Origin of the sequence: Picosynechococcus sp. NKBG042902, assembly GCF_963864045.1 — a bacterium.
Classification (GTDB): Bacteria; Cyanobacteriota; Cyanobacteriia; order Cyanobacteriales; family MRBY01; genus MRBY01.
In genome coordinates, this window is sequence record NZ_CAWLTV010000041.1 from 1 (window position 1) to 13312 (window position 13312).

At 40.5% G+C, this 13312-nt stretch carries 15 protein-coding genes; all 15 read right to left on the reverse strand.

Going from position 1 to position 13312, the window contains the following annotated elements; translation table 11 throughout:
- A partial coding sequence (locus AACR41_RS00850) for a hypothetical protein (RefSeq protein WP_030008207.1) occupies positions 1-427 on the reverse strand: 427 nt, incomplete at its 3' end.
- On the reverse strand, positions 424-1083 hold the full coding sequence (locus AACR41_RS00855; RefSeq protein ID WP_084150038.1) for a YdcF family protein: 660 nt from the start codon (positions 1081-1083) through the stop codon (positions 424-426). The genes AACR41_RS00850 and AACR41_RS00855, both read right to left, overlap by 4 nt.
- A gap of 12 nt (positions 1084-1095) precedes the next feature.
- The gene (locus AACR41_RS00860) at positions 1096-2328 is read right to left on the reverse strand and encodes a glycosyltransferase (RefSeq protein WP_223209980.1); all 1233 of its coding nucleotides are present in this window, start codon (positions 2326-2328) and stop codon (positions 1096-1098) included.
- Positions 2328-3767 carry a hypothetical protein gene (locus AACR41_RS00865; RefSeq protein WP_152551037.1) on the reverse strand — a complete coding sequence of 480 codons (1440 nt, stop codon included), beginning with the start codon at positions 3765-3767 and terminating at the stop codon, positions 2328-2330. Before AACR41_RS00865 ends, AACR41_RS00860 begins: the two co-directional genes overlap by 1 nt.
- 51 nt (positions 3768-3818) lie before the next feature.
- Positions 3819-4754, reverse strand: coding sequence for a glycosyltransferase (locus AACR41_RS00870; RefSeq protein ID WP_161768753.1), 936 nt, complete (start codon positions 4752-4754; stop codon positions 3819-3821).
- Positions 4694-5023, reverse strand: coding sequence for a hypothetical protein (locus AACR41_RS00875; RefSeq protein WP_161768754.1), 330 nt, complete (start codon positions 5021-5023; stop codon positions 4694-4696). The genes AACR41_RS00870 and AACR41_RS00875 overlap by 61 nt, the downstream gene beginning before the upstream one ends.
- 9 nt (positions 5024-5032) lie before the next feature.
- Entirely contained in the window at positions 5033-6121 is a 1089-nt protein-coding gene (locus tag AACR41_RS00880) for a glycosyltransferase family 4 protein (RefSeq protein ID WP_030008212.1), read from the reverse strand.
- Positions 6122-6196: 75 nt separating this feature from the next.
- Positions 6197-7138 (reverse strand): glycosyltransferase family 2 protein, encoded by a 942-nt coding sequence (locus tag AACR41_RS00885; RefSeq protein WP_030008213.1) that lies wholly within the window; start codon positions 7136-7138, stop codon positions 6197-6199.
- A gap of 90 nt (positions 7139-7228) precedes the next feature.
- Entirely contained in the window at positions 7229-8470 is a 1242-nt protein-coding gene (locus AACR41_RS00890; RefSeq protein WP_030008214.1) for a glycosyltransferase family 4 protein, read from the reverse strand.
- The gene (locus AACR41_RS00895; protein WP_030008215.1) at positions 8446-9318 is read right to left on the reverse strand and encodes a glycosyltransferase family 2 protein; all 873 of its coding nucleotides are present in this window, start codon (positions 9316-9318) and stop codon (positions 8446-8448) included. Before AACR41_RS00895 ends, AACR41_RS00890 begins: the two co-directional genes overlap by 25 nt.
- On the reverse strand, positions 9315-9890 hold the full coding sequence (locus tag AACR41_RS00900) for an acyltransferase (protein WP_030008216.1): 576 nt from the start codon (positions 9888-9890) through the stop codon (positions 9315-9317). Before AACR41_RS00900 ends, AACR41_RS00895 begins: the two co-directional genes overlap by 4 nt.
- 2 nt (positions 9891-9892) lie before the next feature.
- Positions 9893-10849, reverse strand: coding sequence for a glycosyltransferase family 2 protein (locus AACR41_RS00905; RefSeq protein WP_030008217.1), 957 nt, complete (start codon positions 10847-10849; stop codon positions 9893-9895).
- A 52-nt stretch (positions 10850-10901) separates the two neighbouring features.
- Positions 10902-11852: a glycosyltransferase family 2 protein gene (locus tag AACR41_RS00910; protein ID WP_030008218.1), complete on the reverse strand. Its 951-nt coding sequence runs from the start codon at positions 11850-11852 to the stop codon at positions 10902-10904.
- A gap of 285 nt (positions 11853-12137) precedes the next feature.
- Positions 12138-12737 (reverse strand): glycosyltransferase, encoded by a 600-nt coding sequence (locus tag AACR41_RS00915; protein WP_339367616.1) that lies wholly within the window; start codon positions 12735-12737, stop codon positions 12138-12140.
- Between the two features lie 50 nt (positions 12738-12787).
- On the reverse strand, positions 12788-13285 hold the full coding sequence (locus AACR41_RS00920) for a glycosyltransferase (protein ID WP_072008003.1): 498 nt from the start codon (positions 13283-13285) through the stop codon (positions 12788-12790).
- Positions 13286-13312 lie beyond the last annotated feature (27 nt).

Genomic DNA, 13312 nt, shown 5'->3' on the forward strand with positions numbered 1-13312 from the left:
TGAGAAAATCGGTTAGGGCTGCTCTGGTGTCTGGGCTAGGGGCAAGTTGATGCCGTGTTTGGAGAAGGAAGAATCGATTTTGGATTCGAGCACGGCGAGCCGCTCGTTCTCTTTCTTGAGCTGCTCGGTCTCGTTCTCGATTTGCTTTACGTCGTTCTTCGTCCGCAAGAGCATCGCGTCGAGCTTCTTGTTCTCTTGCTTCAGTCTCTCGGTATCGGCTTCGATTTCCAGCGTGCCACTCAAGGCCGAGATTAGCCAGGAGAGCCGCTGTCCCCAACACGAACGCCAGGAAACTCCACTGGAGGATGGTGAAGGGGATGAATTGGATTGGGATTGTATCGGTGTCGGCATAGAACCTCAGGAGGGCAGCAACGGCATAGAGAAAAGTGGTGAGGGCACGGGGCAGTAGCGCCAGAAAGCCTATCATGGTTTCATTGTAACTTTTTTGACTTGGTAAAATATTTGCAGGTTGTTTGAAGGAAATGCTGCTCCCAACTGGGGATGTAGGCTGGCTCCGGTACGGCCGGTGATGATCCAGAGAATTGCTCGCCCGATATCACGGGAGACATGCCAGAGGGTTTCGTTAGGTTGGTTGGAGGGAATGGGGATGGGGGTGGTAATAATGCCGCGACTACCGAAAACAAAGAAGGCGATCGCCTGGGCGCGGCGCATGTGAAAATCAGAGGTGATCAGGTAAACGTGCTGGATGTGACGATCGCCAAAGTCTTTAACGAGAGTGGTGAAGTTGGTGACGGTATCGATGGCACGATAATCAAGATGAATGCGATCGCGATTGATGTTTGTGGTTTGAAAGATATTCTTGGCGATTTGACGAGATTGACCGCTAGAAACCCAAATATCGAGAGTTGGGTGTTGCTGGGCAAAGCTTGCGGCAAATTCCTCACGACCGCGATCTCCACCAAGCACAAAAATCGCTTGCGGTTGGGGAACCTGCTTAGCTGTCAGGGCAAGGCGGATAACAATACTGCTGCATAAAACGCCAACGATGAGCAGACTACTGACAAGCAAAAAAAAGAAGGGGTGTTTGCGTACATATTGGCGTAGGCGATCGCAGCACTGCATATCAATATCAGGCTAGGTTATGGTTTTCGTCGATGAAGCAGTTGGTAAAACACAATCTGGTAAGGGTTGCTGCTTCACAATGGCTTCATAGGCAGTGGCGAGATTTTGCGCGATGGCTGGCCAAGCATAGTTATTCAGGGCAAAACGCTGACCATTTTGACCCAAAATTGTTCGTTGGTGGGGATTTTGGAGCAGTTGACTAATGGCTGCGCCCAGAGCGGTTGAATCACCATCGACAATAAGTCCGGCTTCGGCATCAGCAATATCTGGCGCAATTTGGGTTCCGGCAGTGGTGATCACTGGGAGTCCGGCAACCATTGCTTCGGCGAGGACAATACCAAAGTTTTCGGAGTAGGTGGGGAGAACAAAAAGATCTGAACCTTGCAAAAGTAAATCTTTATCCTGGCCTGTGACAAAACCAGTAAAAGTAGTATGACTGGTGAGCTTTAGGGTTGCGGCTAAATCCTTGAGAGTTTTGATGTAAACAGGCGTTCCCGATCCCGCCATAATCAAATGAAAGGAATAGTCTAGGCTGAGCTGTTCTAGGGTTTGCAGGAGAAGATCGGGACGCTTTTTGGGATGTAAGCGTGACAAAAACAGAATGATTGGGACATCCGCAGGAATTTGATATTGTTGACGAAGCTTCTGTTTTGCATCAGGAATGGAAATGGGAGGGGTGACCCCCAGTGGCAAAACCATCTTCGGCGTTTGGATACCAAATTGGCTAACGTCTTCTGCTTCACCGTTGGATGTGCAATGGATTGTGGCGGCTCGATTGAGATTGCGTCTTTCGATAACTGTGCTGTAGATTTTCTTTTTCAACTCTCCTTGAGCGAGTGCCCACGGCGTAAGTTGACCAATGGTATTTACAAGATAAGGAGTACCAAACTGACGGGCGATCGCCGCGCTACAAGAGGATGCATAGGAAAATAAATAGTGTGTTTCTACTAGATCATAGTTTTTTTGATGCTGCCAAAGCCACCGGGTTAGTTCCGTAGAAAACAGAAACTCTTTCATTCGGATTGGAAAACGAGGAAAAAAATAAACGGGTACATTGTGATAAATTACCCGCTGTCCGAGGGGAACGTCGAGTACAGTATCTTGATCATCATTCGTTGTTGCAATTTCGGCGTCAATTCCTACTTTACGCAAGGCACTGACAAGATTCAGAGCAACTTGGGTCGGGCCACCAAGTTTTAAGCTGAGAGAAGGTAAAACATGGAGAACTTTTATCACAGCTGGCATTATCGCACTAGGCGAAACTTTCGAAAGATTACTAAAGCAATCACGGGGAGTATAGCAGTTGTTAACCAGAACATACTTCGCATGGTAATAGCAGCACCAAAAAATCCTAGGGCATATATAACTAAGTCGTAATCGGAACTTCCTCGAATGGCTCTGCGGTTCCACCAAGCCGCTAAAGACCCAAAGAAAAGCGCCATTGCCAAGACACCAAACTCACCTGCCATCATGTAACTTTCACCAATGAAGGTGGTGGCAACAGTCCAGCCATCAGCCCCCACCACTTCTTCAATGCTAATGCTCAAACCTTCTGGTTTACCGGGCCAAAGTACTCTCGGAATTGGTTTGACTAAAGCCCAGGAAATCACCTCAGAACCCAAAAAGTTATGTTGTTCAGGAAATGCCTCAATGACAGGCCCCAAAGACATCAGATTGTAATCAACAGAAAATGTTTCACGAGTCTCCCCCTGCTGGAGATAAACCTGTCTAGTTATATAATTACGTAAACCAATTCCTCTAAATTCCAGCATATGGTAGGACAAAAATGAAGTCATTACCACAGCCATTAAAACTGGAAATAAGGTATTTCTCAGGGTATGTCTAGGCAGAGTAATCAGATAGCCAATTAAAGCTGTTGCGACATAAACAACAAAAATATTACGAGTACCGCTTGTAAATCCTTGAAATAAGACCAAACCGAAAATGCCAACCGTTGTCCATTTTTGTAAATTCGAGAGGTTATTTCGGCGATTCCACATGACTCCAAACATAGGCGGAATCGCGTGAATTAATAGAGCTAATTCAGAAAGAAAGACAAACCAACCACCATATTTTCCTCTAGCCCAGGGCTCTGCAAAGCGAGGGCCAATCATCGCATTAATGAGGGCAATTGGATTAAATTGCACTGATAGCAGCATGTATAAAAATCCCAGGGAGGCAGAAATAACGAAGAGACGAAATAAAGTAGAACTAGAGATATTCCCAAAGTTTTTAACTTGAGAAGCACTGGGTTTTGGTTTTACTAAATGACGCCCTAATGCTAAACCAGCCATTCCCAGTAGTACCATATCTAAGGACTGAGCAGTTTGAATCGTATCCACAGCTAAATTGAACTCTTCTTGGGGGAAAAGGAATTCAAGCAGAGTTAAACCATACAGTCCTAGTAAACAAAGTAAATCTGTGCGAAATAGATTATAAAATCCCTTTCGGCTGTCAAAAAAAATATTAATTAGTAATGCGATACCTACGGCAATCGCCGATATTCTCGCCATACCTGTGGGTGTCGCGGCTGAAGGGTATAGGGTAAAAGCTAATATCAAGCCTGCTAACAAACATGAAGTCCCAGATAAGGTGGGATGGGGCGCTAGCAATAGTCTAGTTACGCCATTAGGCTCAACGGTTGGTTGTATTGGCAAATTCGATGGATAATGGGACTGAGTCATGTAAAGATTGGGTTTTCTCAGAGAATATTATGATGCTTGGAAATCGGAGTCTTAAATTTTATTGAAGAGCTCGACTAACTGAGTGGCTTTGAGATTCCATGTTAAAGTTTGTTGAACGAGTTGTCGCGCATTCTTCCCCATTTCAAGTTTTTGAGAATCTTGGCTAAGCATTTTCCTCAAAGCCATTGCTGTCGCTTCAATATTTCTTGGAGGAACAGTTAAACCATGAACACCATTCTCGATCACATCATTGATCCCACCATCGTTACAACAAATAATGGGTGTCCCTGCTGCCATTGCTTCGATATAAACTGTCGCAAAGGGTTCGTTCCAACTCACTAGAGCAAAACAATTTGCCCACATCATTTCTTGAAGAACTTCTGCATGGGGCTTACGACCGACGAGTTGAATGCGATCGCCAATATTACAGTCTGCGATTTTTTGACGAATATTGGCTTCATCTGGGCCGGAACCAATAATTCGCAAAATAGTATCGGGAAATTCATCGGCAATCCATGCAAAGGCTTCAATCAATAAAGGGATCGCTTTGCGTTCGGAAAATAGGGCGCAGGCAAGAATAATTTGTTTGTTTTGAGTTTCTGGAGGTCGGGGAATTTCACTAAGATAGGACGGCGGTAAGTGAACACCATTGTGAAGCGTTGCGGTATGGACTGTGGGAAAAAGCGTTTGCATATCGGCTTCCATACGTTTGGAAACTGCCATCAAAGTATGGGCATGATTAGCTACTTGTGCAAAAGCTTGTTGACGTTTGAGCAAGTGGTGACAATCTCTGATTTCGTCAAAGTCATGTTCGAGAATAAATAGGGGACGTTGGTATTTTTTTGGGAGGTGAGTGATTAACCAACCGTTGGGCAGACTATGGTGACAAAAATAAATATCAGGCTGAAATTCTTCGATGATTTGTATCAGTTTTTGTTGGGCGGAACGGTTGGCGATCGCCAAATAAGGCGCTGGATTTTCATACATCCACTTTTTAATCGGATTAATCGGATAGTAAAGCCAACGGGGATAGAAAACCTTAACCCCCCCTCCCATTCATATTCTGGTGGGCAATTGGCATAAGCTTTTGCCCCCTCGGAACGAGCCAACCATGAAGGAACCCAAGAGGTAAAAGAAACCACCAGTAATTCGATTTCTGCTTGTTGAACAAGGGCTTGAGCTTGACTTAACGCCCATGTTCCCATGAGGGGATTATCTGGTTTCGGGAAATAGGACGCTAAAAATAAAACTTTCATCACTGCATTTCACGCCAAAACTCGTTTAAATAGATCTAGCCATCGTTCTGCTCCGACTGTGGAAGACCATTGGAGTGATCGCCGTTGGGAAGCTACACTCGCCACCGTAATTCGCGCTGGCTCACTCACATAATAGTGCAACGCCTCATAGAGTTTTTTTCCATCCCCTGCCGGAAAGATAAAGCCATTTTCACCCATGGTCACCAAATCTGGTGCGGAACCCACTGCATCGGAACAAATAATCGGCAAACCCGCCCCCACAGCCTGATTGACGACCACACCCCAACCATCGTAACGACTTGGTAAAACAAAAATATCCGCTTGCCGAAAAAACTGGGGCAAATCCTCTGGGGCTTGAAATCCAGCGTAATCAATCTGTTTTTTTACAAATTCAGGTAATTTTGCCATCATTTGCGGTAATTCTGCTTTTCTTCCCACCAAAACCAACTTTGCTTTCAAACCCGCTTCAATCAGGCGAGCAAAAGCAGTAAGTAATAAATCTAAGCCTTTACGCTCGATCATTTGCCCACAAAATAAAATCGTGATCAGCTCCCGTGGACGTTGAGGAATATCCTGTTGAAACGCATCTAAATTGCAATAGTAGGGAATCGGCACAACTAATTTATCGGGATAACGGGATTTGTAATCTTGAACGGCTGCTTCTCCAATAGCGGCGATCGCCTGACAATAATTTACGCTATTGGCAAAAGTTTGCTGCAATTTCCCCTTAATTCCCGTCGCCGCCCCCACCATTTTTTCACCCCAAAAAATACAGGGGATTTTCTTCGATTGAGTTCTAAGAATCCATTGGGATACAAAACTTTGATAGCCATTTAAAACGACAATATCCGTATCATGAAAATTTGGCAAATGCCAATTCAAGTGAAACCGAGAAGCACCCCAACGAAGATCAGTTCCCACTAGAATAGTTTCATGCTCCTTCAGCGGTTTTTGCGGCCAGGGAGAATCATCGACAGACATTTCTAAATAATTAACCTTTAAATTAATTTCACTACATTTAGCTAAAGCGGCAAATAAATCTCGCTGATAGGGTGATGGCAAAATTGAGTAAAAGACAGTCCGAATTTGAGGAGACATAAAAATCAAAACTTTAAAGGCAAATTTATTTTCAGCAACGAAGCTTTCAATTTACGTAACTTGTTGATCAAAAAATTAATGGTTTAAAAAAGGTGAATCAACACCCTTTTGCACTAGTTTATATGCCCGAAAAAATCCCAATATCAAACCTAAGATAACAGGAATTTCTCGCCAAGGTCTTTTTAGATTTGTTTTCATCAAAACTGTTTTTCTCAAAATATGGTTGTAGAACAAATGGGAATACATCCCCTTTTCACCATGTCTCAAAAAAAAGATCCAAAAGCCAGTAGAAGTACGAGCATAGTCAACTTTATTGGTCACATCACTCATCCGTAGTCCCCCCATTGGAACGCGCAAGTGGATCAACCATGCCTGAGGATCATAAACACCGATATACCCTAATTTATTCAATCTTAAAATCAAATCATAATCATCACCATAGGAATTCCCTTGGTAGTTTTCATCAAAGCCAGAAACCTCTAAAAATACACTTTTTCTCATCGATCCATTACACGTTGAAAACGTACATACTTTTGTTGGCAAAGTGCTATTACGATCAAACCATAAAGCCTGTTGTAGTGAAGAAAAACTCAAGTGACGAAGTTGGTTTGCTTCAGAGGTTTCATTGGTTTGATCATTTTCTTTAAAACCAGCCTGACATTCGCGGCCAATCACAATATTTATCGTATGATCTTCATAATTTTTAAGATGTTTTTCAACAAAAAAAGGATCTGGAATTTTTACATCATCATCAATAAAAATAAGCACATCACCTTTTGCTTTATTTACTGCAATATTACGTGCTAAAACCACTTCAGCTCGATCAAGAGTAATCCATACAATTTTAGAGTGTGTTTTGAAAGAATCTCGTTCTTTAACGTACTCAGATGGCCATTCTAGATTTTGATCGACAACAATAATTTCAAAATCGTCACTATTTTGTCGCAATAAGTCGCTAATTGTATTTAGCAATGGTTGATAACGACGATAGGAAGGAAGGACAATTGAAGCTTTCATATTTTTATACTGACAAAAGAAAACTTGATTTGACAATTCTAAAATAGATGTAGACAAAAATGATTTTTGTAAATTACAATAACAAAAAAGTCAAAGTATGGAATTTAATCTAAACATTAAATTTTTGAGTGAATAATTATTATTTTGAACTATTTTTTTAGATAGAACTCGAATTTTTTGAGGATTATTTTTTAACAGTAATAAAAAATCGACAATTTCTGAAACTATATCCTCCTTTAGTAACAAACCATTGATGTCATCATGAACGACTTCGCCACATTGTTGAGAAGCGACAATTGGCAACTTCCAAGCTTGAGCTTCCAATTGAGTTAACCCAAAACCATCGGAGAGAGTAGGGAATAAAAACACATCCGCTTGTTGATAATATTTAGCTGTTTCACTACGATTCACATGACCTACCCAACGAATTTGAGGATGGTTTTTCAGGTGAGGCGGAATATTAATTTGCTGAGAACCGACAATCCAAAATTCAATCGGATATCCTGACAGTTTTTCCACTGCTGACAAAACTGCTGCAATTCCTTTCCGCAAAATCACTTGTCCTAAAAACAAAACCCTCAAGGGACGCTCTGGAGAAAATGATTGTGGATAGGTGCGGTTAAAGTTTTTTGCTGCGGTTGGTGGAGTATAAACTAGAGGAACCACCTGGATTTTCTCAGAATTAATCCCCGCTTTTTCTAGTAGCTGGCGCGACCAATAGGAATTGACCAAAATACAATCAGCCAATGCACATTCTTCTCGCCATGTTTCCCAGTAAGAAGCCGGGACTGGTTCCCAATTTCCCCGATATTGGGGGTATCTTTGATATTCTGCAATAACAATCTCTTCTTCTAAAGGACCGGGATCGATTTGTCCCAGAATAGTCAACCATCCCTGTTGTTTGGCAAAGCGAAATATTTCTAAAGCAGCATAGCTATAAGAGAATAAAATAGGTGGAGTTTTTAAATAATGCGGAGCTAATTTTGTCAGCCTCTTGATTACCTGATGTTGAAACCAATAATTACGGGCAATCATGCGCTCCCAGGCTGAAGTTTTTTGTAATTTTTGGCTAATTTCAAACCCAATTAGGGAGAGGTTAAAAGCATGAACTGATGCCTGTTGTAGTGTAGGATGAAAGCGTTCTTTTAGTGCTGTGGTAGGTGAAAAAGGTAAAACTGCGAGTGGAGATTGAGGAGTAACCCAAGCATCGGTAATGAGGTGAGCTAACTGTCCATTTTCATGTAAAGCTCTAGGAATAGCGTAGTGTTCTCTAGCTCCTATTTGACAACAAATCCAATTCGACATACTTAGGTGTAAGGTAGCGCTTGCCACTGTTTGTAATTTTCCATTGACATATTTTGTCGATATTTTTTAAATTGCTCAATGTCTCTAAACCCAGCATACTCTCCCTGAAACTGTCCCCAGCGTCTAACTTTAATTCCCAAAGATAGCCGAGAAACTAAAGTCCGAAATTGCTTAATTAGTTTCAGTTGCTTTGGTACAAACCAATCATTCCACAATACATTATTTCTCGCTCCGTAGAAGTCCATGCGATGCCAATTTCGGCCTGTGTTGGAAGCAGTGTGATGAATTAAAAATTCAGGAAAGTGATAGCAATACCAGTTTTTTTGAAAAGCTCTGGCTGCAATTTCCATTTCTTCCCCTTGGTGAATTAGTTCTTCTCGATAGCCTCCTAATTGCAAAAATCTTTGGCGACGGAGAAGATGACCACAGCCGACAAAACACCTGACTGGATATGGTTCCTGAGCAAAGGACTGGTTTTGATATTCTGCTAATACAGGGTTATAAATGGGGAAGCTCAGGCATAATAGGTCATCTAATGATTCAGCAAATTCTACAGCTGCTTCTAAAGAAGCAGATACAGGGTAAGAGTCATCATCTAGGCTAAGATAGTATTTGGTCTGCATGGACTGTGCTATCTGATTACGACGCACAATTAAACCTTTTGATTCTGGAAATCGTTGCAGTTGAATTGGCAGTGATAAAGCGGAAATATCAAAGGGACAAGTTTCGTCAGAAGCATCATCAAAAATAACTATGGGTAATGTTTCTAAGCCTGCTTTGCTAATATTAGTAAGTGTAATTTCTAAGTCTTGCCAGCGATTTTTGGTTGTAATGCCAATTGATACTAATTCTGCTAAGTTTTGAGTGAGGGTCATAGTTCGCTGCGATATTTAATTACTTTCGCTGGGTTGCCCACTGCGATCGCCTTTTCTGGTATATCTTTAGTGACAATGCTACCTGCACCAACTACAGTATCATTGCCAATAGTCACGCCTTTCAGGATGATAACATTAGCACCAATCCAGACGCGATCGCCTATTTTTGTGGGTTTGGAAACCATCGGTTGTCCTAAAGGTGGTAAAGCTAAATCGAGACCATGATCGTGATCAGTAAGATAACAACCAGGGCCAATACCACACTGTTGACCAATAGTTAACGATAAAGTCGCATCCAGAAATGTATTGCGGTTGATGTAAGTATAAGCACCAATATGAATTTTAGGATGGGGTAGAGGTTCACCGCTACACAGCAATGTTACACCTTGATCCAAAGCGCAAAAACTTTCTATGGCAATATCATCAAAGTTGCGGGGAATATCAATCTCTCGCATCCAGACATAGCCATGTATTTTTACGCCCATAACTCTGTAATATAAGTTACGCCAACGGCTCCCCAAGGCTTGTTGAATTCGCTGTATGAACAGCAGTCCAGCAGCAGTTATTTTCAAGGTTAACTTTCGTGTTCCAAACTACATGACGTGTTTTTTGAGGACAGGATTTGTGTGATCGCTTGTAGTTTACCATGCAACACTAAAGGTAAGGATACCCAACCAGTTGTTGATGTTAAAGATGCAACAATGCCAAACAGTTGTGAAACTGTTAACTTGACATAATCTCCTAAACTACATCTTTGCAGAATTTGCGTCATCACGTAATGACGGTTAACCAAATCCATCTTTGCTAACACACCGGGATTATTTTTATGATCTCCTGGTTGACTGTCGTGAAATATCCGCGCAGTTCGAGCGTTAGCTAACTTCCATTGTTTCCCCACCATCAGAGAAAGCGTCACATCCTCCATCAGCGAATATCCTGTAAAGTTAGCTGGAAACAAGGGTTGAGGTAATGCTTCTCGCCTGTAAAGTGTGCAGGTGGTGTTTAGCCATTCTACAGGGACAATTTCTGGTAAATTCGGGTCATCTTCTGGTAACAAATTTAATCCTGGGCCGATGCACTTACCTGCGTAGCTTGTTTCTAAACTACCATGCAGAAAACGGAATAAATTACGACTAATGCGTCCAGGTGGTAAATATCGCTGGTTTGTAATCATAGCATTAACACCACCCAGGAGAGGATCACTTTGCAACGCTGTCCACAATCTCGCTAAACACTCCGGCTCAAGTAAAATGTCATCATCCATCAGCCAAATCACATTTTGGCTAGCGTGAAGCATTGCTTGGTCGCGCTGGGTAGCTGCGCCTATTTCTGTTGCTCGATAGTATTCAATCTGGGTAGCCAGTCCGGGAATTTGACTCTGGCAGAGTTCTTGTGTACTGTCATCACTAGAGCCATCTACTACAATCATCTCAGTCGGCTGTACTGATTGTTGAGCCAGACTGTGTAATGTTCGAGCTAAGGGTGCGCTACGGTTGCGTGTAGGCACAATAGCAGAAATTGGGAGTAGCATCGTAATCTCAGAGCTAGTTTTAAATTTTTACTAACAATAAAGTAACAGTAATTTATATAAATTTAAACTTCAACAATCGTTTGAAGTTTGCTACTTGTTCAGCTATGGAAAAACCTAGTAGTCGATAAACTAGACGATATGATTTAGGGGCTGCTTCTCCCGATGGAATGAAAGATTTATTGGTATTATTTATTTTTGAAATCACCTGACTAGCCCAAGTTTTATCTGAGAGCCAAATCATTCTAGCCTTTTCAAATCTAGTTTGATTAATAGCATTTTGCCGAGCTTGATTTAGTTGATTAGTAGCTTTGAGATGTTGTTCAATTTTATCTTCAATAGCTAAAACTTGACGATTGGTTTGAGACTTGTCTCGTTTACAAACTGTTGACTCTCCCCACTGTCTATAAACTGAACCCGCTTCTCCAAAATAGTTAAACCATTTTCCAGCTATGAGAAGACGCAAATACAGTTCATGTTCCTGACAGCATACTTGGTCAACTTTCCATCCTCCCACATCAACAATTGCTTGCTTGCGCCATAGTGGACTACCCGTTTGAGGAAGATACCATCTAGCCAATAAAATCCAAGGGTCATGAGGTTCAGGGATTGCTAAAATTTCTTGCCAAGATTTATCCGGCTGGTGATACTCAAAAATGCTGGGACTATATAAAATGTCAGTTTTTGGGACTTGAGCCAGATATTGAACTTGTTTTTCAATTTTATCTGGTAGCAAATAATCATCTGCATCCAGGTATTGTAACCATTCCCCTGTGCTAAATTCTAGCAATCGGTTTCTGGCTACATTACCGCCTTGATTTTGCCCTGTTTCCCAACGAATCTCATCACCAAAGCTTTTAATAATGTCTAAGCTGCCATCTGTAGAACCATCATCTACAACAATTACTTCTTTATTGGGGTACGTTTGATTTAAAGCACTTTCAATACACTGCTTAATCCATTTTTCTGCATTATAGCAGGGAATAAGAATACTGACTTTTATCATATAGAATACTTAAATTTCCTCTAATTAACATTTTTGTTCCTATATTTCACAATTTTAGAGAGATAGAAAAACTATATACTTCTAAAATAAGAAATAATGAGAATGATATTTGATATAAAATTTGAACCTATACATTCAGTTACTTTTTGTAAAAAGTTGATCTTGTAATTGAATCATTTAGTGCATAACATATTGTAGTAATTTTAGATTTAGAATCAGTTTGCCGATAAATCTACTCAAATCTAGCTTATTGCTTTATTTCTAGAGGAAAAATGTTCAGAGTTTTTAAGTATTGTAAATAGATATAATTTTGTCAGTGATATTCGACCAGTTGTACTGATTCGCAAAATTACGGCAAGAATCACGGTTAAATTGATATTTTCCCTTAATGAAATCTGAAAGTACTTTTGTAAGTGAATTCACAGAAATATCATTTACGAAAAATCCATTTATACCTGGTTGTATTGCTTCGGCTGAACCGCCTTCTTTTGCAGCTAGAACAGGTACACCACAAGCGTTTGCTTCTAAATAGACAATACCAAATCCTTCCACATTTTTTTTACTAGAAGATGAAGTCAGTATAAAAAGGTCACTATTGTGTAAATATTCCCGTATTTCTGATTTAGTCACCTTCCCTGTAAATTTTATATTTTCAGATAAACCCAAATCAGCAACAAGTTTTTCTAAATTTGGGCGGAGGAATCCATCGCCAATAATTGTATATTCAAAATCAACGAAAGACTTGATATTACTAAGAGCCTTAATAACTAAATCAATATTTTTTCTTTGATCCGATAATCTACATATAGTAATAAAACGGGGATATTCGTATGTAATCTCTTGATTATTAAGTGGCATTTCAAAGTAAAAGCTTGAAACTCCCAATCCTATGACAGATATTTTGTTTGAACATGCGGGAGCTAAATTAGTAAGCCTTAATGATGTATATGCACTATTTGCAAATATATGTTGTGTGTATGGTAGAGATTGAATAATGTTTTTTTTGTTAAAATCCGACCCAACCAAAAATCTAACCTTGAACCATATTTAAGATAAAATCTTTCTCGTAAATCTAATCTTGCAGTCAATATGTATGGATCTAAAAAATCATTACCATGAACTGATATAAAAACTTTGGAATTATATAAAGATAGCCATGAATATGCTGAATTTAAGCAGTGCCAAATATCTACATCAAAGTCTTGTAGCATTTTGACATCGAATCTTCTTCGCAACTTAAGATAATTAATTGGCTGAAATTTTTCAGCCACGAAACTTTCTACTGATGAATGAGATTCAGGAACTAGAACAGTTAAATCGTACCCACGTTTAGCCAGTTCACAACACAGTTCATAGCTATAAGATTGAACTCCGCCAATTTCAGGTGGAAACTCTGGAGCGACAATTCCAATTTTTTTGATAGTATCATTCATAATTTTTATTTAATTGCTAAATTACTT

Bases quoted from the DNA above. Each gene is read 5' to 3' on its own strand.
- AACR41_RS00875 (WP_161768754.1), bottom strand. From the start codon at position 5,023: ATGAAAGTTTTATTTTTAGCGTCCTATTTCCCGAAACCAGATAATCCC.
- AACR41_RS00905 (WP_030008217.1), bottom strand. From the start codon at position 10,849: ATGCTACTCCCAATTTCTGCTATTGTGCCTACACGCAACCGTAGCGCA.
- AACR41_RS00910 (WP_030008218.1), bottom strand. From the start codon at position 11,852: ATGATAAAAGTCAGTATTCTTATTCCCTGCTATAATGCAGAAAAATGG.
- AACR41_RS00920 (WP_072008003.1), bottom strand. From the start codon at position 13,285: ATGAATGATACTATCAAAAAAATTGGAATTGTCGCTCCAGAGTTTCCA.
- AACR41_RS00895 (WP_030008215.1), bottom strand. From the start codon at position 9,318: ATGACCCTCACTCAAAACTTAGCAGAATTAGTATCAATTGGCATTACA.
- AACR41_RS00870 (WP_161768753.1), bottom strand. From the start codon at position 4,754: ATGTATGAAAATCCAGCGCCTTATTTGGCGATCGCCAACCGTTCCGCC.
- AACR41_RS00865 (WP_152551037.1), bottom strand. From the start codon at position 3,767: ATGACTCAGTCCCATTATCCATCGAATTTGCCAATACAACCAACCGTT.
- AACR41_RS00855 (WP_084150038.1), bottom strand. From the start codon at position 1,083: ATGCAGTGCTGCGATCGCCTACGCCAATATGTACGCAAACACCCCTTC.
- AACR41_RS00860 (WP_223209980.1), bottom strand. From the start codon at position 2,328: ATGCCAGCTGTGATAAAAGTTCTCCATGTTTTACCTTCTCTCAGCTTA.
- AACR41_RS00885 (WP_030008213.1), bottom strand. From the start codon at position 7,138: ATGAAAGCTTCAATTGTCCTTCCTTCCTATCGTCGTTATCAACCATTG.
- AACR41_RS00880 (WP_030008212.1), bottom strand. From the start codon at position 6,121: ATGTCTCCTCAAATTCGGACTGTCTTTTACTCAATTTTGCCATCACCC.